Below are 18,881 nucleotides of genomic sequence, written 5' to 3'. Positions count from 1 at the left end.
CAAAGACGGGCATCGCGCGTCGGCTGGAAAGCCCGTGCATACCCCCCTTGCGTCCTGCGCATAACCATATCGGAAAGAAGCGTAGCCCCTGACCGGCTGGGTTTGCTAGGGTCCCCGCCCATGAAGCCCCAGCACCTTGCCCTGATGCTGCTGATCTGCGCCATCTGGGGCTATAATTTCGTCGCCTCGAAGATTGCCGTGACGCAGTTTCCTCCTGTGTTTTTCACGGGGATGCGGTTTCTGGGCCTCGCGCTGCTCATGGCGCCCTGGCTGAAGTGGCAGAAGGGGCAGATGCATCTGGTTTTGCCCGCCGCGCTGTTCATGGGCACCCTGCATTTCGCGCTGATGTTCAACGGTATCGCCCTGGCCGACGATGTGGCGGTGGTGGCCGTGGTGGTGCAACTGGGCGTGCCGGTCTCGACCCTAATGGCGTGGGCGATGCTGGGGGAGCGGGTGCGCTGGAAGCGGGGCGCGGGCATCGCCCTGGCCTTCATGGGAACCATGGTGATCAGTTTCGATCCGAAAGTGATGGGCTACCAGGCTGCGATCCTGTTCTGCATCGGTAGCGTCCTGGCAATGTCCTATGGCCAGATCCTGGTGCGCCGGATCCGCGACGTGGATACATTCTCGATGCAGGCTTGGGTTGGCATGGTCAGCGCGCCGAGCCTGCTACTGATCTCTTTTGTGGCCGAGAACAATCAGGTGGAGAGCGCGCTTGCGGCAGACTGGGTAGGATGGGCTACCGTGGGCTATGCGGTCGTCGGCGTTTCGCTGATTGGCCATGGCGGTGCCTATTTCCTGCTGCGCCGCTATCCGGTCAGCGTGGTCAATCCCGGTTTCACGTTGGCGCCGATTCTTGGCATCCTGTCCGGCATCGTCTTTCTCGACGAGAGCCTGAGCCTGCGCGTGATAGCCGGATCAGCCATGACAATTATCGGCGTGCTGATCGTGACATTGCGCGAGGCCAAGGCGGCGGAAGCACGCGGGCTGACGCCGGCGGAAGCGCCCGACAAGGTCATTGGCAAGGTAGCTGGCGAGTAACGGGTCATGCGTGTGATCGATCACCCTTCGCCGAATTTCGATGAACGCAGCGGGCGGCGGCCTGTCGACATTGTCGTGCTGCACTATACCGGCATGCCGACAGCCGAAGCCGCCTTGCAGCGCTTGTGCGATCCCGAAGCCAAAGTGAGTGCGCATTATCTGATCGACGAGGATGGCGGGATTTATCGTCTCGTATCAGAAGACAAACGCGCCTGGCATGCCGGGGTGTCGTTCTGGCGCGGCATCCGCGACGTCAACGCGCGTTCGATCGGCATCGAGCTGGTCAATCCGGGCCACGAATTCGGCTATCGCGAATTCCCGGTCGCGCAGATCGATGCGCTGCTGGAACTGCTGCGGGATATCGCCACGCGATACGAGGTGATGCCGGGCAATTATGTCGGACATTCCGATATCGCGCCGCAGCGCAAGGAAGATCCGGGCGAGCTGTTCCCCTGGCACCGGCTGGCGGCGGCAGGCTTCGGCCGCTGGCCGGCCTGGGACTTCACCGTGTCGCAGCATGCGCCGGCCCTGCAGCCAGGCGACCGCGGCGGTGCGGTGCTGGAATTGCAGGTGGCGCTGGATCGCATCGGCTATGGCATCGAGGGCAGCGGGGTCTACGATCCGCTCACCGAAGCGGTGGTGCGTGCCTTCCAGCGGCGCTACCGGCAATCCCAGGTCGATGGTGTCAGCGATGCCGAAACCACCAGCCTGATCCATCACATCTCCACGCAGGTCAACATGCGCCGGGCCTGTTCGGACAAGGCTTCTTGATTCATTCGTCTTGACGGCGGGCACGCATGCGCCTACCTGTGCCCGGTGCCAGACGGCTGGACGGCCGCGCCATCTGCCTTTTTGGGCAAGGTGTCGAGGAAAGTCCGGGCTCCACGGAAACACGGTGCCGGGTAACGCCCGGCGGGGGCGACCCCAGGGACAGTGCCACAGAGAGCAGACCGCCATGACGTCTCCGGATCTCATGGCAAGGGTGAAAGGGTGCGGTAAGAGCGCACCGCGCGACCGGTAACGGAAGCGGCACGGCAAACCCCACCGGGAGCAAGACCAAATAGGGATGGCGGCAGGTGCAAGCCTGCGGAGCGGTTTTCGGCTTGCCATCCGGGTCGGTCGCGCGAGGCGTCCGGTAACGGGCGTCCCAGAGGAATGGCCGTCCATCCTGCCCAGGAAGCGATTCTTGGCAGGGGGACAGAACCCGGCTTACAGGCCGTCTGGCACCTTCATTCCGCCGCTAAGACCGCGTTTGTCAGCGGTTCACGCGCAGCAGGAAGGCATCCGGAATCTGCTCCGGGCATTCGGTGAAATGCGGCTCGAAGATCGCCGAGAAGCCCTGCTTGGCCCGGGTGTCGAGGCACCATTTCTTGCCGTCGGTGCCTTTCAGCGACAGACCGCCGCCCTTGATGTCCCACAATTGCGGCAACTGCTCCAGCATCGAGGTGTTGAGCGCGCAGGCCGACACCACCAGCAACTGGCTGCGCGGCTCCATCGCCAGGCAGTAGGCGGGGTTGGCGGCGAAGAAAATCTGATAGCCATCCGGCTGCAGGGGGCGGCTGATGAAAAAGCCCTGGCTCTGGTTGTCGATATTGAATTCGCAGGGCGAGAGCAGGGCGGCGGCCCGAACGCGCTTGGGGTCGTTGTTCACCAGTTGGGCCGTGAAGCACTGGTTGTTGGCGGTGCCGGCGACGATGGCGAAGCGCTTCAGCGCGGGGGCATCGCGGGGCAGGAATTCGTTCACGGCGCCCTGGGCGACGGCCTTGTCGATGGCCGCCAGGCCAGCCAGCAGCATCGAGCATAAGAAGAGAATTGCCCGCATCTAGGCTTTCTTTGGGTTGTGGCACCACGATGGGTGGCCTGCTTGCCGCTGGCGCTCCCTGCATCGATGTGTAAACGGAGCGGCGACGGGAGACAAGCAAAGATCATAAGAATATTAATCGAACAAATCATGATATTTATAGGATCGTATTTCATGCAAGTGCCCGTGATCATTGGCGGGAATCGCCATTCAAAACCGTTAAAATCCATTGACGCCCATATAAACCCATGTTACCCCATCTTATCCCAGGTTATGGCCACCCGAGGGGGGTGTGCGACCAGGGATGCAGCTTTGGGGGCGGCTGAGTGGAGTTATTCCTCTCAACCTTTCGGAACCGGATCGACGCGAAGGGACGGGTGTCCGTGCCGGCGCCGTATCGCGCCCTGCTGTCCCGCAAGCAGCCGGAAGGCGGCCTGATTCTGGGACCGGACATCGCCGCGCCTGCCCTGGTGGCCGGTGGTCGCGACTATCTCGACGGCGTCAATCGCCGCATCGACGAGCTGCCGGACCTGCATCCCGAACGAGAGATGCTGATCGACGGCCTGCTGCCGTTTCTCAGCGAACTGAATCTCGACCAGGAAGGCCGCATCCAGCTCGGGGCGCAATTCCTCGATCATGCCGGCCTGGCCGCTCCGGGCGAGGCGGTATTCGTCGGCCGGCGCCATTCCTTCCAGATCTGGGAGCCCAAGGCCTGGGAAAGCCGCGCCGCCGAGGCGCGCGCCAAGGCAGCCGCGTATCTGCGCGGGGAGGGCAAACCGTGAGTGCGGCGGATGTCTCCCGCACCGCCCCGCAAACCGGCCACGAAAAAGCCGCAAGGACAGCCCATCTTTCGGTGATGTGTGCGGAGGTGGTGTCGGCGTTGAATCCCGGCGCCGGCGATCTGGTAGTGGACGGTACGTTCGGTGCGGGAGGTTACAGTTCTGCCCTTCTGGCGGCAGCGGGGTGCCAGGTGATCGGCATCGATCGCGACCCGAGCGTGCGTGTGCATGCCGACCGGCTCAGTGCGCTGTATCCCGATCGTTTCCGCCTGCTGGAAGGCTGCTTCGGCGACATGGCCGAGCTGCTGGCCGGCATCGGCGTGAAGGCAGTGGACGGCGTGGCGCTGGATATCGGCGTATCGTCGATGCAGCTCGACCAGGCCGAACGCGGCTTTTCCTTCCAGCAGGATGGTCCGCTCGACATGCGCATGGGCGCTGCAGGCGAGACGGCTGCCGATATCGTGAATGGCCGCGACGAAGCCGAGCTGGCCGACATCATCTATCTGTACGGCGAGGAGCGCCGCGCCCGTGCCGTGGCCCGGGCCATCGTTGCGGCCCGCGCCGACGCCCCGATCACCCGCACCCGCCAGTTGGCCGAGATCGTGGCCCGTGTTGTGCGTGCCGCGCCCGGGATCCATCCGGCGACCCGCACCTTCCAGGCTCTGCGCATCGTGGTGAACGATGAGCTGGGCGAACTCAGGCGCGGCCTGGTAGCGGCGGAATCCCTGCTGAAACCCGACGGCCGCCTGGCCGTGGTGTCGTTCCATTCGCTGGAAGATCGCGTGGTCAAGCGCTTCCTCGATCGTCGCAGCGGCAAGCAGGCCGGCGCCTCGCGCCACCTGCCGCAGGCAGCCGGCGCGGCGCGGGCGCCGTCCTTTGCGTTGCTGCACAAGGGCGCGGTCACCGCGGGCGAGGCCGAACTGGCCGGCAATCCGCGCGCCCGTTCGGCCAAGCTGCGCGCCGCAAGGCGCACGGCCGCCGCGCCCTGGCCCGACGATGACATGCGGGAGGCAGCATGAGCCGCGGCCTCTCCCTTATTGCCCTGCTGCTGCTCGCCGCTGTGTCGTTCGGCCTCTATCAGCTGTCCTACGAGGTGCAGCGGCTGGAGGAGGAGCTGATCGAGATGAATCGCGCGCTCAGCCAGGAGCGCGAGACCATCGGCGTGCTGCAGGCCGAATGGAGTTATCTCACCCGCCCGGAATATCTTCAGGACAAGGCCCAGCGCCTGTTGGAGATGCGCCCCGCCACGGCGAAGGATATCGTGGCCATCGAAGCTCTGCCCTGGCGGCAGGAGCGCGGCCAGCCGATGTCGAACGCGCCCGTTCCCGCCCTGCCGCCGATGGCGTCGGCTCCTGCCGCGCCGCCGGCCCAGCCGGCGGCCGCTGCCATTGCGCCGGCGCCGGCCGCGCCGCCGATGCAGGTTGCCGCCAAGCCCGACGCCGCGCCGCCCGCAGCCGCACCGGCCATGAATTTCGACGCCGAGGTTGCCGCCGTGCTAGGCGCCATGCAGCGCCCGGCCGCTGACACGCGGAGGGCCCAGTGATGGCGCTGTTCCGTCGTCAGGCGAAACCCAGGCCGCCATGCACGCCGGCCGACATTCCCGGCAATCCGGCTTTGGTGCGTCTGGAAGGTGCCGCCAAGCAGGCGCTGGAGGCCAGCCGCGGTCGCCTGGTGATTGGCATCGGTCTCTTCTCGCTGGCCTTTATCGTGCTGGCCGGCCGACTGGTGGAACTCACCGTGCTGCGCGGGGCGAGCGAGCCGGCAGTGGCGCGCGGCGTCAACCCGGAGCTGATTGCCAAGACCGCGCTGATGGAGCGTCAGCCCATCGTTGACCGCGGCGGCAATATCCTGGCCACCAATCTGAAGATCGCCTCGCTGTATGCCGATCCGCGCAAGGTGTTGAATCCCGTGGAGGCGGCCACGCGCCTGGCCCAGGCTCTGCCGGAGCTGCCAGCCGGCGAGGTGCAGGCCAAGCTGGCCTCGGGCAAGAGCTTCGTCTGGCTCAAGCGCGGCCTCACGCCGCGCGAACAGTATGAGGTCAACCGTCTCGGCATTCCGGGTTTGTATTTCCACAACGAGCAGCGCCGCGTCTATCCGCAGGGCCCGCTGGCCGTGCATGTGCTGGGCTATACCGATATCGACGGCAAGGGCATTTCCGGTGTCGAGCAGTATTTCGACGAGCAGTTGCGCGATCCATCCCGCACGGGCGATCCGCTGGAGCTGAGCATCGATATCCGCGTGCAGCATGTCGTGCGCGACGAGATCGCGAAGGCGGTCGAGTTCTTCAACGCCATTGGCGGCGGCGGTATTGTGCTCGACGTCCATACAGGCGAGGTGATCGCCATGGTCAGCCTGCCGGATTTCGATCCGGCCGAACCCGGTACTGCCAGCAAGGAATCGCGTTTCAACCGCATCACGCTGGGCGTCTATGAAATGGGTTCGACCATGAAGACGCTGAACACGGCAATGGCGCTGGATTACGGCAGCGTCAAGCTCAGCGGCGGCTATGATGCCACTCATCCGATTCAGATTTCGCGCTTCACCATCAAGGACGATCATCCGAAGAAGCGCTGGCTCAGCGTGCCGGAAATCTTCATGTACTCCTCCAACATCGGCTCGGCCAAGATGGCCGTCGATGTCGGGCCGGAGCGCCAGCGCGAATTCATGCAGCGCATGGGCATGCTGAACAAGCCGGCCATCGAATTGCCCGAAGTGGGCGGGCCGCTGGTGCCGCGCAACTGGAAGACGGTCGAAACCATGACGATCTCCTTCGGTCATGGACTCTCAGTCACGCCGCTGCAACTCGCCTCCGCCACGGCGGCCATCGTCAACGGCGGTGTGCTGCATCCGCCGACCCTGATCAAGCGCCCGCCCGGCATGCCGGCGCCGGGCCGCCAGGTGATCCGGCGCGACGTCAGCGATGTGATGCGCAAGCTGATGCTGCTGGTGGTCGAAGAGGGCACCGGCAAGAAGGCCGATGTCGAAGGTTATCTGGTCGGTGGCAAGACTGGCTCGTCGGAAAAGGTCAACGAGCGCGGCGGCTATAACAAGAAGGCCAACTTCAACACCTTCGTTGCCGGCTTCCCGATGCATAACCCGCGCTACATCGTGCAGGTGATGATCGACGAACCGAAGGGCAACAAGAGCACCTACGGTTTCGCCACCGCCGGCTGGACTGCGGCGCCGGCCGCCGGCCGCATCATCAGCCGCATCGCGCCGCTGCTTGGCGTGCCGCCGGTGGACGAGAGCTCGCCGGCGCTCAAGCAGGCAATGTATGTGCCGGTCCCCGGCCAGCCGATGCCCAATTTCAGCAACCCGAATGTCACTGTCACCGGCCGGACGCAGGAGAAGAAACTTGCGTCTCAGTGATCTCTGCGCCGATCTCAGCCTCGACCCGCGCGCCGCGTCGCTCGACATCGCCGGCCTGACGGCGGACAGTCGCGCCGTGCGCCCGGGCTATGTCTTCGCCGCCCTGAAGGGCACGCAGGCGGATGGCCATCGCTTCATCCCCGACGCGCGCGCCAAGGGTGCCGTGGCGGTGCTGAGCGATCACGTCGATCCGGCCTTCGCCGAGCAGATCGCTTTTGTTACCGATGCCAATCCGCGGCGACGGCTGGCGCTGATGGCTGCCGCGTTTTTCGGTGCGCAACCCCGGCACATCGCTGCCGTCACGGGCACCAATGGCAAGACCTCGGTGGCGAATTTTACCGCGCAGATCTGGCAGCGGTTGGGTCTGAAAAGCGCCAGCCTGGGCACGCTCGGCCTGCATGGCGCCGGCCTGAACGAACCGGTGGCACACACCACGCCGGACCCGGTACGCCTGCATGAACTGCTCGGTATCGCCAGGCAGGCGGGCATCGAGCATCTGGCGCTGGAGGCTTCCAGCCACGGCCTGGACCAGTACCGGCTCGATGGCGTGACGATCGAGGCCGCAGCCTTCACCAATCTGACCCGCGACCACATGGATTATCATCCGACGGTCGAGGCGTATTTCACCGCCAAGCTGCGCCTGTTCGACATGCTGCTGCCCGAAAAGGGCGCGGCGGTGATCAACATGGACAGCGAGTTCGGACGGCAGGTGGAGGAAACCTGCCTGCGGCGCGGGCATCGCGTGATCCGATACGGGCTGCTGGGCAGCGAACTGAAATTGCTCTCCGCCTTGCCGCATGCCGGCGGCCTGCGGATCGAGGCCGAAACCTTCGGCGTACGCCGTTCCGCCGACCTGCCGCTGATCGGCGGGTTCCAGGCCGGCAACGTGCTGGCCGCCTATGGCCTGGTAACCGGCTGCGGGGCGCACCCGGCTGCGGCCTGGGAAACGCTTGCAGGCCTGGAGGGCGTGCCGGGCCGGATGCAGCAGGCCGCCCGTCGCGCCAATGGCGCCAGCGTCTATGTCGATTACGCCCATACGCCTGATGCGTTGGAAACCGTGCTGAAGGCGGCGCGTCCACATGCGGCACGGCGGCTGGTGGTGGTGTTCGGTTGCGGCGGCGACCGCGACCGCGGCAAGCGGCCGCTGATGGGCGAGATCGCGACGCGTCTGGCCGACCGCGTCTATGTCACCGACGACAATCCGCGCAGCGAGCAGCCGGAAGCGATCCGCGCCGCGATCATGGCGACCGCAAAAGGCGCCATGGAAATCGGCGATCGCCGTGCGGCCATCGTTGCCGCCGTGAACGAGCTCGGCAGCGGCGATCTGCTGCTGATTGCCGGCAAGGGGCACGAGCAGGGCCAGATCGTGGGCAAGGAAATGCGCCCCTTCGATGATCTGTCTGTCGCACGCGAAGCCGTGTCTGCGGCAGATGCAGGGTCTGCTTCGGGCAGCGCACCATACGGGGGTAAATATTAATGGAAGCTTTCGCGCTCTGGACCTCCGCCGAAGCCGCCTCCGCCACCCATGGCAACAGCGACGGCTTCTGGACAGCGAGCGGCGTCTCGATCGACAGCCGCAGCGTCGCCTTCGGTGACCTGTTCATCGCGCTGCGCGGCCCGAATTTCGATGGCCATGTCTTTGTCGCCGATGCGCTGGCCAAGGGCGCCGCGGCCGCGATGGTCGACCGCGACCCGGAGACGCTGCAGCCCGGCGCCAACCTGCTGCGCGTGAAGGACACCTTTCAGGCCCTGAACGACCTTGCGGCAGCGGCCCGTCAGCGCTGCGCAGCAAAGGTGATCGGTGTCACCGGCAGCGTCGGCAAGACCTCGACCAAGGAAATGCTTCGCCATGTGCTGGCCGAGCAGGGCGCCACCCATGCCACTACCGGCAACCTGAACAATCATTGGGGCGTACCGCTGACGCTGTCGCGCATGCCGGTTGACAGCCGTTTCGCCGTGATCGAGATGGGCATGAACCATGCCGGCGAGATTCGCCCGCTGTCGCTGCTGTCGCGGCCGCATATCGCCATCATCACGGCAGTCGAGGGCGTGCATCTCGAGAATTTCGCCAGCATCGAGGGCATTGCGGATGCCAAGGCGGAGATCTTCGCCGGCCTGGAGCCGGGTGGCATAGCGGTCATGAATCGCGATAATCCGCATTTCGAACGCGTTGCCGCCGCAGCCATGGCCGCGGGCGCCGCCGAAGTGATCGGTTTCGGCGAGCATCCGCAGGCGCAGGCGAGGCTGATGAAATACGCGCCGCATACCGCCTGCTCCTGCGTCGCGGCGGATATTCTGGGCCATCCGATGACCTTCAAGATCGGTGCGCCTGGCCGGCACTGGGTGCTGAACGCCCTGGCCGTACTGGCGGCCGCCCATCTGGTCGGCGCCGACCTCGCCGAGGCGGGCATGGCGCTGGCCAGCGTGACCGCACCGAAGGGCCGTGGCGAGCGTCATACCATCGACTGGCGCGATGGTGGCCGCATCGACCTCATCGATGACAGTTACAACGCCAGCCCGCCCAGCATGCGCGCCGCCTTCTCCGTGCTTGCGATGGCCAAACCCGGAGCAGCGCGTGGCCGTCGCATTGCCGTGCTGGGCGACATGCTGGAACTCGGCCCCGATGCCGAGGCCGCGCATGCCGGCCTTGCCGCCGACCTGGTGCGCGAACAGATCGACCTGGTTTTTGCCAGCGGGCCGCTGATGCGCGCTCTCTATGATGCCCTGCCCGCGCCAATGCGCGGCCATCATGCTGCCAATTCTGCCGAACTGGTGCAGCCGCTGCGCCGCGCGATCCGCAGCGGCGACGTGCTGCTGGTTAAGGGTTCGCTGGGCAGCCGCATGCGGCTCATCGTTGACGATCTTCTGACCCTGGCGCCGCAGCCGCGCGCCGCCAACGGCTGGTGACAAGGACACCGTAAGAATGCTGTATCACCTGCTGTACCCACTGGCGGACGACTTCAACGTCCTGAACCTGTTCCGCTACATCACCTTCCGCACCGGCGGGGCGATCCTCACCGCCATGGTGCTGTCGTTCGTGATCGGCGAACCGCTGATCAACTGGCTGCGTGCCAAGCAGGGCAAGGGCCAGCCGATCCGCGAGGATGGTCCGGAGGGGCATCTGATCACCAAGCGCGGCACCCCCACCATGGGTGGGTTCCTGATCCTGCTGGGCATCGGGGCCGGGACGCTGCTTTGGGCCGACCTGACCAACCGCTATGTCTGGGTTGTGCTGCTGGTCACTTTCGGTTTCGGCCTGATCGGCTTCTATGACGACTACCTGAAGGTCACCAAGCAGAATCCCAAGGGTGTGCCGGGCAAGCTCAAGCTCGGCCTGCAGGTCGTCATTGCCGGCATCGCCGCCGTATGGATCAACCAGATCGCCGCCGCACCGCTCAATACCAGCCTGACGGTGCCTTTCCTCAAGGACGTGCTGCTCAATCTCGGCTGGTTCATGATCCCGTTCGCCATGTTCGTGATGATCGGCGCTTCCAATGCCGTGAACCTGACCGATGGCCTGGATGGATTGGCGATCGTGCCGGTGATGATCGCGGCCGCAAGTTTCGGTCTGATCTGCTATCTGGTCGGCAATACCGTTTTTGCGAACTACCTGCAGATTCACAACGTTGCAGGCGCCGGCGAACTGGCGGTGTTCTGCGGGGCGCTGGTCGGCGCCGGCATCGGCTTTCTGTGGTTCAACGCCCCGCCCGCGATGGTGTTCATGGGTGACACCGGTTCTCTCAGTCTGGGCGGTGCGCTCGGTACCGTCAGCGTTATCGTGAAGCATGAACTGGTTCTGGCCATCATCGGCGGCCTGTTCGTGCTGGAAACCGTGTCGGTGATGGTGCAGGTGGCGTCCTTCAAGCTGACCGGCAAGCGCGTGTTCCGCATGGCGCCGCTGCATCATCATTTCGAGAAAAAGGGCTGGAAAGAGCCGACCATCGTGATCCGCTTCTGGATCATCGCGGTGATCCTGGCGCTGGCCGGCCTGTCCACCCTGAAGCTGCGGTGATGCTGGCATGATCGCACTCACGCATACTCGCGGTCAGACCTGGGCGGTGTTCGGCCTCGCGCGCAGCGGGCTGGCCACGGCGCAGGCGCTTGTCGCCGGTGGTGCGGAAGTGCGCCTGTGGGACGACAGCGAGGCCTCGCGGGCTGCGGCCGAAGCGGCCGGCTTCCGCGCTACCCCGCTGGACGATGCGGCCCTGACCGGCTGTGCCGGGCTGGCGCTCGCTCCCGGCGTGCCGCTCACCCATCCGGCGCCGCATCAGGTGGTCGCGAATGCCCATCGCGCCGGGGTGCCGGTGCTGGGCGATATCGAACTGCTGCTGCGCGAGTTGAAGCCGGCAGTCTACGGCGTTACCGGCACCAACGGCAAATCCACCACCACGGCCTTGCTGGCGCATGTGCTCTCCAGCGCCGGTCGAAAGGTCGCCCTCGGCGGCAATATCGGCACGCCGGCTCTGGCGCTGCCGCGTTATGCCGCAGGCGAGGGCGTCTATGTGCTGGAGATGTCATCCTATCAGATCGACCTGACGCCGGGCTGGCAGGCGAAGATCGCCATCCTGCTCAACATCACGCCCGATCACCTCGATCGCCATGGCACGTTGCAGAATTATGCCGCCATCAAGGCGCGGATCTTTGTGGGCCAGGGCGGCGGCGATACTGCCGTGATCGGCATCGACGACGATCATTGCCGCGCCATCCATGCTGCGCTGGTGCGCGAGAATACTGCCCGCAGCATCATCCCGGTTTCCATTGAGCGTATCCTGGAGAACGGAGTCAGCGCCGTGGATGGCCGGCTCTACGACAACGGCCGCGAAGTCTTCGCGCTCGATTTTCCGGCCTTGCCCGGTGCCCATAACGGCCAGAACATCGCCTGCGTCTATGCCGCAGCGCGCGCCGCCGGGCTGGATGCGGGCGCGATCCGCGCCGGCATCGCGTCATTCCCCGGCCTCAAGCACCGCCTGCAGCGTGCCGGCGTGGTTGACGGCGTTCCCTGCATCAACGACTCCAAGGCCACCAACGCCGATTCCGCGGCGAAGGCGCTGGCTTCCTTCGAGGCGATCTACTGGATCGCGGGCGGCAAGGCCAAGGAAGGCGGCATCGACAGCCTGCGACCGCTCTTTCCGCGCATCCGCCATGCCAGCCTGATCGGCGACGCGGCCAGGGACTTTGCCGCCACGCTGGGCGATACGGTCTCGCACACGCTGTGCGGCACGCTGGACAGGGCGCTGGACGATGCACTGGCGGCGGCGCGGCGCGAGAGGCTGAAGGGCGCGGTGGTGCTGCTGTCGCCGGCCTGCGCCTCCTTCGATCAGTTCAGGAGCTTCGAGCATCGCGGCGATGAATTCATCCGGCTGGTGGCCGAGCGCGGCGGATCGGTCGAGCAGGGGGCTGCGGCATGATCACCTTCTCGCGCACCGACACGTCGGTACTTGGCCGCTGGTGGTGGACGGTCGACCGTTGGCTGCTGGTCGCCATCGCTGTCCTGATCGCGGTGGGCACGGTACTCACCCTGGCGGCTTCGCCCGCTGTGGCCAACCGCATCGGCCTGGCCAACTTCCATTTCGTGCAGCGTCAGCTCGTCTTCCTCGTGCCGGCGCTGCTGATCATGATCGGCACATCGCTGCTCGATCCCGTCGGCGTGCGTCGCATTGCCACCATCGTCTTCCTCGGCGCGCTCTGCGGCGTAGGCCTTACCTTCTTCATAGGAATGGAGGTGAAGGGCGCCCATCGCTGGATCTCGTTCGGCGGCATCTCGCTGCAGCCTTCGGAATTCGTCAAGCCGGCTTTTGCCGTGGTGGCGGCCTGGCTGTTCTCCGAATGGCGCAAGGGCACCGGTTTTCCCGGCTGGGCGATCTCGACGGGTCTCTGCGCTCTGGTTGTCGGCCTGCTGCTGCTGCAGCCCGATCTGGGCATGGCGGTGGTGGTCTGCGCCGTGTGGTTGGCGCAGTTCTTCATCGCCGGCCTGCCGATCGTGTTCGTACTGGCGCTGGGCGGCCTGGGTTTGGCGGGCATCTTCGGCGCCTATCTGGTCTTCCCGCATGTCGCCAGCCGCATCGACAAGTTCATCGATCCGGCCAACAAGGAGAATTACCAGATCGAACGCGCCATGGAGGCCTTTGCCACCGGCGGTGTCTGGGGGCGCGGGCCGGGCGAGGGCGCGGTGAAAAGCGTGCTCCCCGACGCGCATACCGATTTCATCTTCGCTGTCGCCGGCGAGGAGTTCGGCCTGTTCGCCTGCCTGTTCATCGTCGGTATCTTCGCCTTCATCGTGCTGCGCTGCTTCTCGCGCCTGATGACCGAAAGCAATCTCTTCGTGCTGCTTGCCGCCGCCGGCCTCACCACGCAGTTCGGCCTGCAGGCGGTGATCAATATCGGCGTCAACCTGCATCTGCTGCCCACCAAGGGCATGACCTTGCCTTTCATCTCCTATGGCGGCTCGTCGCTGCTGGCGCTGGCCTTCGCCATGGGCATGCTGCTGGCGCTGACGCGCTGGCGGCCCGATAGCGGAGCGGTGCGATGACGGCGACCTCCGAAACCACGATCCTGTTGGCCGCCGGCGGCACCGGTGGGCATGTCTTCCCGGCCGAGGCGCTGGCCGCCGAGCTGCTGCGCCGCGGCCATCGTGTCGGCCTGGTCACCGACACGCGTGGCAAGGGATTCGGTCAGTCGCTGCCCGAATTGCCGCTGTATCGCATTCCCGCCGGAACGCCGAGCGGCCGCGGCATCATGGGCAAGCTGTTGAGCGTGGTGGAAATCGCACAGGGCGTTTGGGCGGCTTCGGCGCTGCTGGCGCTGACCCGGCCGGCCGCCGTGGTGGGCTTCGGCGGCTATCCCTCGCTGCCGCTGCTGCTGGCCGCACGGCTGAAAAAGATCCCGATCCTGATCCACGAGCAGAATGCCGTGCTGGGGCGCGTCAACCGTCTGGTGGCGAAATGGGCCGCGCGCATTGCCACCTCGTTTCCGGCCACGCATTTCCTGCCGGCCCAGGCGCCCGTTACCGTCACCGGCAATCCGGTGCGGCCGGCGATCCTGGCCGCCGCCGACGTGCCCTATGCTGCGCCGGATCAGGCCCTGCGCCTGCTGGTGATGGGCGGCAGCCAGGGAGCCCGCGTGCTGTCCGACGTGGTACCGGCTGCGCTGGCGCAACTGCCGGCCGAGATGAAGCGCCGCCTGCGCGTGCAGCAGCAATGCCGCCCGGAAGACCTGGAGCGCGTGCGCACCGCCTATGCCGCAGCCGGCATTGCCGCCGAGACGGCCAGTTTCTTCAGCGACGTGGCCGAGCGCCTGACGACCGCGCATCTGGTGATCAGCCGCTCGGGCGCCAGCAGCACGGCCGAGATCGCCGTGATCGGCCGGCCTTCGCTGCTGGTGCCTTATGCCCATGCCACCGACGATCATCAGACCGCCAATGCGCAGGCGCTGGCCCAGGCCGGCGGCGCGCTGGTGATCGCGCAGGACAAGTTCACCATCGAGCGTGCCGCGGCGGCTTTCGCCGAGCTGCTGGCCGATCCGGCGCAGCTTGCCGCCATGGCCGCTCATGCCCGCAGCGTCGGCCGTCCGCTGGCCACCCAGGCGCTGGCCGATCTGGTCGAGCGCGCCATGGCCGAACAGCAGAATGCGCAGCCGAAACCGGCGGCCAAGGATCAGTCCCAGTCAACGAACCTGTCAGTGAAAAGGACCGCGGCATGAGAGCTTTGCCGCTCGATATCGGTATCATCCACTTCGTCGGCATCGGCGGTATCGGCATGTCGGGCATCGCCGAGGTGATGCACAATCTCGGTTACCAGGTGCAGGGCTCCGACCTGTCTGCCAATTATAACGTCAAGCGCCTGCGCGATCTCGGCATCACGGTGTTCGAGGGTCATCGCGAAGAGAATGTCGCCAATGCCGAGGTGCTGGTGATCTCCTCGGCCGTCAAGCCCGACAACCCGGAAGTGAAGGCCGCCCGCGCCCGCCTCATCCCGGTGGTGCGCCGCGCCGAGATGCTGGGCGAACTGATGCGCCTGAAATGGGCTATCGCTATCGCCGGCACCCATGGCAAGACCACAACCACTTCGCTGGTCGCTGCCCTGCTGGAAGCCGCCGGCATGGATCCCACCGTGATCAATGGCGGCATCATCAACGCCTACGGCACCAACGCGCGCCTGGGCGCCGGCGAGTGGATGGTGGTCGAGGCCGATGAAAGCGATGGCACCTTCCTGAAACTGCCGGCTACCATCGCCGTGGTCACCAACATCGACCCCGAGCATCTCGACCATTACGGCACCTTCGACCGCGTGCGCGAGGGCTTCAAGCAGTTCGTCGAAAGCATCCCGTTCTACGGTTTCGCCACGCTGTGCATCGACCATCCGGAAGTGCAGGCCATGATTGGCCGCATCACCGACCGCCGCATCGTCACCTACGGCTTTTCGCCGCAGGCCGATGTGCGCGCCGTGAACGTGCGCTTCGACAACCGGGGCGCCCATTACGACATCCTGATGGCCGATCGTACCCGTGGCGAAAGCGACATCGTGGCCGGCGTGCATCTGCCGATGTTTGGCCGCCACAACGTTCAGAATTCTCTGGTGGTTGCAGCAATAGCCCGCGAGATGGGCTTCGGTGCCGACGTGATCAAGCGCGCATTGAGCGGCTTCCGCGGCGTGAAGCGCCGCTTCACCATCACCGGCGAGGCCGGCGGGATCACCGTGGTGGACGATTACGGTCACCATCCGGTGGAAATCTCGGCCGTGCTGGCCGCCGCCCGGCTGGCGGTGGGCGACCGTCCCGAGGCCAAGGTGATCGCCGTGGTGCAGCCGCATCGCTACACCCGCCTGCGCGACCTGTTCGAGGATTTCTGCGCCTGCTTCAACGATGCCGACACGGTGATCGTGGCCGATGTCTATGCCGCCGGCGAAAGTCCGATCGAGGGCGTCAGCCGCGATGCCCTGGTGGAGGGCCTGCGCAATCGCGGCCATCGCCGCGTGCTGGCATTGCCGTCCCCCGAGCAGCTTGCCGGCATCATCCGGCAGGAAGCCACCGCCGGCGACCTCGTGGTCTGCCTCGGCGCCGGCAGCATCACCACCTGGGCCAATGCCCTGCCGGGTGAATTGCAGGCCCTGCCGGCGAAGGAGCGGGCATGATGGCGGCTGAACAGCTCCGGCATGACGATCTGCTCGCGCGGCTGCCCGCCGTGCGCGGTCGGCTGTCGGCGCAGGCCGGCCTGGCCGATATCACCTGGTTCCGCGTCGGCGGGGCGGCGGATGCAATGTTCCGCCCGGCCGACCGCGACGACCTGATCGCCTTTCTGAGGGCCAAACCCGTCGATGTGCCGGTCACCGTGCTGGGTGTGGGTTCCAACACGCTGGTCCGCGACGGCGGCATCGACGGCGTGGTGATCCGTCTGGGCCGCGATTTCGCCGGCATCACCGCCTGCGACAACAACGAGATCGAAGCCGGCGCCGGTGCGCTGGATGTGAATGTGGCGCAGACCGCGCAGATGCATGGCATTGCCGGCCTGGAATTCCTGCGCGGCATTCCCGGCACCGTGGGCGGCGGTCTGCGCATGAATGCCGGCGCCTACGGCACCGAGTTCAAGGACGTGCTGGTCTGGGCCGAGGCCGTGGACGGGCAGGGTAACCTGCATCGTCTGTCGCCCGCCGAGATGAAATTCGGCTATCGCCATTGCGGCGTACCGGAAGACTGGATTTTCCTGTCCTGCCGACTGAAGGGACGGTCGGGCGACAAGGCCCAGATTCAGGCGCGCATGGACGAGATCCAGGCCGCCCGCGAAGGCAGCCAGCCGATCCGCTCGCGCACCGGCGGCAGCACCTTTGCCAACCCGGAAGGGCACAAGGCCTGGCAGCTGATCGACGCGGCCGGCTGCCGCGGGCTGGTTGTTGGCGACGCCCAGGTCTCCGAGCAGCATTGCAATTTCCTGATCAACCGCGGCAGCGCCACCGCCGCCGATCTGGAAACGCTGGGCGAAACCGTGCGTCGCCGGGTGAAGGAAACCAGCGGCATCGACCTGCGCTGGGAAATCAAGCGCATCGGCAGGACGAAGGAGGCCGCGCATGGCTAGGCATGTCGCGGTATTGATGGGCGGCTGGTCGTCGGAGCGCGAGGTTTCGCTCACCTCCGGCCGGGCCTGCGCCAAGGCCCTGCGCGAGGAAGGCTTCAAGGTCACTGAAGTCGATGTCGGCCGTGATCTGGCCGAGCAGTTGGCCAGGGTCAAACCCGATGTGGCCTTCAACGCGCTGCATGGTCCCTACGGCGAGGACGGCACGGTACAGGGCCTGCTCGAGATCATGGGCATCCCGTATACCCATTCCGGCGTGCTTGCCTCGGCGCTGGCGATGAGCAAGCCGATGGCCAAGGATGTCTGGCGCGCTCATGGCCTGCCGATGGCCGAAGGCCGCGTGGTGCATCGCTCGGCTTTCACCGGCGGCGCCGTGATGCCGCATCCCTATGTGATCAAGCCGCTGAACGAGGGCTCCTCGGTCGGCGTGCATATCGTCATGAACGGCGACAACTACCAGCCGCAGGACGATGCCGGCTGGCATTTCGGCGAGCATGTACTGGTCGAGCGCTACATCCCCGGCCGCGAGATCCAGGTGGCCGTGATGGGCGAGCGCGTGCTGGGGGCCATCGAGATCCGCGCCCATGGCCGCTTCTATGACTACGAAGCCAAGTATACCGATGGCAAGGCCACGCACCTGATGCCCGCGCCGATCCTGAAATCGGCCTACGAGGAGGTCTGTGTCCTGGCCCTGAAGGCGCATCAGGTGCTGGGCTGCCGCGGCGTGACGCGGTCCGACTGGCGTTATGACGATACCGCCGGCGAACCGGGCAAATTTCACCTGCTGGAAATCAACACCCAGCCCGGCATGACGCCGTTGTCGCTGGTGCCGGAGATCGCCGCGCATGCGGGTATTTCGTTCGGCCAGCTCGTGCGCTGGATGGTGGAGGATGCCTCATGCGGTCGCTAGTCGTGCTGCCCGAAGACCGTCCCTGCGCGCCCTGCGAACCCAGCCTGCCGCCGGCGCGGCCCAAAGGCTACTGCCGGCCGCTGCCGCCGGCCCGGCGCAAGCCGAAATCGGTTCTGTGGCGCCGGATCAAGTGGGCCCTGCTGGGTGCTGCCGTGATCGGGCTTTCTGGCGGTGGCGGCTATGCCTGGTTCCGCACCGACCTGCCGGCACAGGCCCGGCTGGCCGTACAGGATTTCGTCGGCGATGCCGGTGCCACCGTCGACATGCGGCTGGGCGAGGTGAATCTGCAGGGACGCGTGCATGCGCCGCTAGAGGCGCTGGCCGCGGCCGTGGGCGTCGAACGCGGCGATCCGATGCTGGCGCTGGACCTGGATGCGATCCGTCGCAATGTCGAGGCGATAGGCTGGGTCAAGCAGGCCACGGTCTGGCGGCAACTGCCCGACACGCTGCATATCGAAATCGTCGAGCGCGAGGCTTTCGCCCGCTGGCAGATCGATGGCCGCGTCTACCTGATCGATGCCCAGGGCAAGGTTCTGGAAGAAGGGGATCGCCCCGATTTCCACCACCTGTTCCTGCTGGTCGGCGCCGGCGCCTCCGACAAGGCGCATGATCTGCTGTCCATGCTGCAGACCGAGCCGAACTTGGCCGGCCGTGTGGTCAATGCCATCCGTATCCGCAGCCGTCGCTGGGACATCGAATTCGATAACGGCACCGTGGCCCGCCTGCCGGAAGAGAATCCGGAGCAGGCCTGGCTGCGCCTGATCGAGCTTGAACGTCAGTACGGCCTGCTGCGCCGCGACATCAAGGCTGTCGATCTGCGGCTCGAAGACCGTCTGACCGTTCAGCTCAACCCGGAAGCCGAATCGCCGGTGCCGCAGGTAGCGCCCGGCAAGAAGCCGGCCGGCAAACGCACATAAG

General features: G+C 66.0%; 17 protein-coding genes and 1 other RNA gene. 17 read left to right on the top strand and 1 reads right to left on the bottom strand.

Features of this window, described 5'->3' with window-relative positions:
- The first annotated feature begins 120 nt into the window (after window positions 1-120).
- The 3 genes from ACK4FK_RS00725 to rnpB all read left to right on the top strand — a co-directional run bounded on the left by ACK4FK_RS00725 (window position 121) and on the right by rnpB (window position 2,269).
- Window positions 121-1,041, top strand: a complete 921-nt coding sequence (locus ACK4FK_RS00725; RefSeq protein WP_409739731.1) for a DMT family transporter — start codon at window positions 121-123, stop codon at window positions 1,039-1,041.
- Between the two features lie 6 nt (window positions 1,042-1,047).
- Window positions 1,048-1,812, top strand: coding sequence for an N-acetylmuramoyl-L-alanine amidase (locus ACK4FK_RS00720; RefSeq protein ID WP_409739729.1), 765 nt, complete (start codon window positions 1,048-1,050; stop codon window positions 1,810-1,812).
- Window positions 1,813-1,860: 48 nt separating this feature from the next.
- Window positions 1,861-2,269, top strand: an RNA gene (gene rnpB / locus ACK4FK_RS00715) — RNase P RNA component class A.
- 27 nt (window positions 2,270-2,296) lie between these two features.
- Here rnpB and ACK4FK_RS00710 read toward each other — a convergent pair.
- Entirely contained in the window at window positions 2,297-2,863 is a 567-nt protein-coding gene (locus ACK4FK_RS00710) for a hypothetical protein (protein ID WP_409739726.1), read from the bottom strand.
- Window positions 2,864-3,219: 356 nt separating this feature from the next.
- Here ACK4FK_RS00710 and ACK4FK_RS00705 point away from each other — a divergent pair, with 356 nt between their 5' ends.
- Genes ACK4FK_RS00705 through ACK4FK_RS00640 form a run of 14 tightly spaced genes read left to right on the top strand, consistent with a single transcriptional unit; the run spans window position 3,220 to window position 18,880 of the window.
- Window positions 3,220-3,624: a division/cell wall cluster transcriptional repressor MraZ gene (locus ACK4FK_RS00705; protein ID WP_409739723.1), complete on the top strand. Its 405-nt coding sequence runs from the start codon at window positions 3,220-3,222 to the stop codon at window positions 3,622-3,624.
- Window positions 3,621-4,640 carry a 16S rRNA (cytosine(1402)-N(4))-methyltransferase RsmH gene (gene rsmH, locus ACK4FK_RS00700; protein WP_409739720.1) on the top strand — a complete coding sequence of 340 codons (1,020 nt, stop codon included), beginning with the start codon at window positions 3,621-3,623 and terminating at the stop codon, window positions 4,638-4,640. The genes ACK4FK_RS00705 and rsmH overlap by 4 nt, the downstream gene beginning before the upstream one ends.
- A complete protein-coding gene (locus tag ACK4FK_RS00695) occupies window positions 4,637-5,164 on the top strand; it encodes a hypothetical protein (RefSeq protein WP_409739717.1) in 528 nt (175 codons plus the stop codon). The genes rsmH and ACK4FK_RS00695 overlap by 4 nt, the downstream gene beginning before the upstream one ends.
- On the top strand, window positions 5,164-6,990 hold the full coding sequence (locus tag ACK4FK_RS00690) for a peptidoglycan D,D-transpeptidase FtsI family protein (protein ID WP_409739714.1): 1,827 nt from the start codon (window positions 5,164-5,166) through the stop codon (window positions 6,988-6,990). Before ACK4FK_RS00695 ends, ACK4FK_RS00690 begins: the two co-directional genes overlap by 1 nt.
- The gene (locus ACK4FK_RS00685) at window positions 6,977-8,467 is read left to right on the top strand and encodes a UDP-N-acetylmuramoyl-L-alanyl-D-glutamate--2,6-diaminopimelate ligase (protein ID WP_409739712.1); all 1,491 of its coding nucleotides are present in this window, start codon (window positions 6,977-6,979) and stop codon (window positions 8,465-8,467) included. Before ACK4FK_RS00690 ends, ACK4FK_RS00685 begins: the two co-directional genes overlap by 14 nt.
- Window positions 8,467-9,897, top strand: a complete 1,431-nt coding sequence (locus tag ACK4FK_RS00680; protein ID WP_409739709.1) for a UDP-N-acetylmuramoylalanyl-D-glutamyl-2,6-diaminopimelate--D-alanyl-D-alanine ligase — start codon at window positions 8,467-8,469, stop codon at window positions 9,895-9,897. Before ACK4FK_RS00685 ends, ACK4FK_RS00680 begins: the two co-directional genes overlap by 1 nt.
- Before the next feature lie 16 nt (window positions 9,898-9,913).
- A complete protein-coding gene (mraY, locus tag ACK4FK_RS00675) occupies window positions 9,914-11,002 on the top strand; it encodes a phospho-N-acetylmuramoyl-pentapeptide-transferase (protein ID WP_409739706.1) in 1,089 nt (362 codons plus the stop codon).
- A 7-nt stretch (window positions 11,003-11,009) separates the two neighbouring features.
- On the top strand, window positions 11,010-12,398 hold the full coding sequence (gene murD, locus ACK4FK_RS00670; RefSeq protein ID WP_409739704.1) for a UDP-N-acetylmuramoyl-L-alanine--D-glutamate ligase: 1,389 nt from the start codon (window positions 11,010-11,012) through the stop codon (window positions 12,396-12,398).
- Window positions 12,395-13,519: a putative lipid II flippase FtsW gene (gene ftsW / locus ACK4FK_RS00665; protein ID WP_409739702.1), complete on the top strand. Its 1,125-nt coding sequence runs from the start codon at window positions 12,395-12,397 to the stop codon at window positions 13,517-13,519. The genes murD and ftsW overlap by 4 nt, the downstream gene beginning before the upstream one ends.
- Window positions 13,516-14,688, top strand: coding sequence for an undecaprenyldiphospho-muramoylpentapeptide beta-N-acetylglucosaminyltransferase (gene murG / locus ACK4FK_RS00660; RefSeq protein WP_409739699.1), 1,173 nt, complete (start codon window positions 13,516-13,518; stop codon window positions 14,686-14,688). The genes ftsW and murG overlap by 4 nt, the downstream gene beginning before the upstream one ends.
- On the top strand, window positions 14,685-16,118 hold the full coding sequence (gene murC / locus ACK4FK_RS00655) for a UDP-N-acetylmuramate--L-alanine ligase (RefSeq protein ID WP_409739696.1): 1,434 nt from the start codon (window positions 14,685-14,687) through the stop codon (window positions 16,116-16,118). The genes murG and murC overlap by 4 nt, the downstream gene beginning before the upstream one ends.
- Window positions 16,115-17,056, top strand: a complete 942-nt coding sequence (gene murB / locus ACK4FK_RS00650; protein ID WP_409739693.1) for a UDP-N-acetylmuramate dehydrogenase — start codon at window positions 16,115-16,117, stop codon at window positions 17,054-17,056. Before murC ends, murB begins: the two co-directional genes overlap by 4 nt.
- Window positions 17,049-17,963, top strand: coding sequence for a D-alanine--D-alanine ligase (locus tag ACK4FK_RS00645; protein ID WP_409739690.1), 915 nt, complete (start codon window positions 17,049-17,051; stop codon window positions 17,961-17,963). Before murB ends, ACK4FK_RS00645 begins: the two co-directional genes overlap by 8 nt.
- On the top strand, window positions 17,951-18,880 hold the full coding sequence (locus tag ACK4FK_RS00640) for a cell division protein FtsQ/DivIB (RefSeq protein WP_409739688.1): 930 nt from the start codon (window positions 17,951-17,953) through the stop codon (window positions 18,878-18,880). Before ACK4FK_RS00645 ends, ACK4FK_RS00640 begins: the two co-directional genes overlap by 13 nt.
- The last annotated feature ends 1 nt before the right edge of the window (window position 18,881 follow it).

The sequence above is a fragment of the Ferrovibrio sp. genome, assembly GCF_046297895.1.
GTDB lineage: Bacteria > Pseudomonadota > Alphaproteobacteria > Ferrovibrionales > Ferrovibrionaceae > Ferrovibrio.
Note: the sequence above shows the minus strand (reverse complement) of the source record. Positions and strands in the feature narration are given on the sequence as shown.